Consider the following 1,609-nt stretch of genomic DNA (forward strand, 5'->3'; position numbering starts at 1 on the left):
GGGGACGATAACGGCGTCGAGCGGCGGACGGGTGAGTAATGCCTAGGAAATTGCCCTGATGTGGGGGATAACCATTGGAAACGATGGCTAATACCGCATAATGCCTACGGGCCAAAGAGGGGGACCTTCGGGCCTCTCGCGTCAGGATATGCCTAGGTGGGATTAGCTAGTTGGTGAGGTAAGGGCTCACCAAGGCGACGATCCCTAGCTGGTCTGAGAGGATGATCAGCCACACTGGAACTGAGACACGGTCCAGACTCCTACGGGAGGCAGCAGTGGGGAATATTGCACAATGGGCGCAAGCCTGATGCAGCCATGCCGCGTGTGTGAAGAAGGCCTTCGGGTTGTAAAGCACTTTCAGTCGTGAGGAAGGTAGTGTAGTTAATAGCTGCATTATTTGACGTTAGCGACAGAAGAAGCACCGGCTAACTCCGTGCCAGCAGCCGCGGTAATACGGAGGGTGCGAGCGTTAATCGGAATTACTGGGCGTAAAGCGCATGCAGGTGGTTTGTTAAGTCAGATGTGAAAGCCCGGGGCTCAACCTCGGAATTGCATTTGAAACTGGCAGACTAGAGTACTGTAGAGGGGGGTAGAATTTCAGGTGTAGCGGTGAAATGCGTAGAGATCTGAAGGAATACCGGTGGCGAAGGCGGCCCCCTGGACAGATACTGACACTCAGATGCGAAAGCGTGGGGAGCAAACAGGATTAGATACCCTGGTAGTCCACGCCGTAAACGATGTCTACTTGGAGGTTGTGGCCTTGAGCCGTGGCTTTCGGAGCTAACGCGTTAAGTAGACCGCCTGGGGAGTACGGTCGCAAGATTAAAACTCAAATGAATTGACGGGGGCCCGCACAAGCGGTGGAGCATGTGGTTTAATTCGATGCAACGCGAAGAACCTTACCTACTCTTGACATCCAGAGAACTTTCCAGAGATGGATTGGTGCCTTCGGGAACTCTGAGACAGGTGCTGCATGGCTGTCGTCAGCTCGTGTTGTGAAATGTTGGGTTAAGTCCCGCAACGAGCGCAACCCTTATCCTTGTTTGCCAGCGAGTAATGTCGGGAACTCCAGGGAGACTGCCGGTGATAAACCGGAGGAAGGTGGGGACGACGTCAAGTCATCATGGCCCTTACGAGTAGGGCTACACACGTGCTACAATGGCGCATACAGAGGGCGGCCAACTTGCGAGAGTGAGCGAATCCCAAAAAGTGCGTCGTAGTCCGGATCGGAGTCTGCAACTCGACTCCGTGAAGTCGGAATCGCTAGTAATCGTGGATCAGAATGCCACGGTGAATACGTTCCCGGGCCTTGTACACACCGCCCGTCACACCATGGGAGTGGGCTGCAAAAGAAGTAGGTAGTTTAACCTTCGGGAGGACGCTTACCACTTTGTGGTTCATGACTGGGGTGAAGTCGTAACAAGGTAGCGCTAGGGGAACCTGGCGCTGGATCACCTCCTTATACGATGATTACTCACGATGAGTGTCCACACAGATTGATACGGTTTATAAAGTAAAAGAGATAGAACATCTCCCAAGATGTTCGACTTAGTGTCCCGTTCGTCTAGAGGCCTAGGACACCGCCCTTTCACGGCGGTAACAGGGGTTC

The 1,609-nt window shown here is 53.5% G+C and carries 1 rRNA gene; it reads left to right on the plus strand.

The window, feature by feature from the left end:
* A 16S ribosomal RNA gene (locus KIO97_RS08320) occupies positions 1–1,462 on the plus strand; the annotation flags it as partial.
* Positions 1,463–1,609: the final 147 nt, after the last annotated feature.

It is taken from the genome of Vibrio sp. B181a (assembly GCF_030248375.1).
Taxonomy (GTDB): domain Bacteria; phylum Pseudomonadota; class Gammaproteobacteria; order Enterobacterales; family Vibrionaceae; genus Vibrio; species Vibrio campbellii.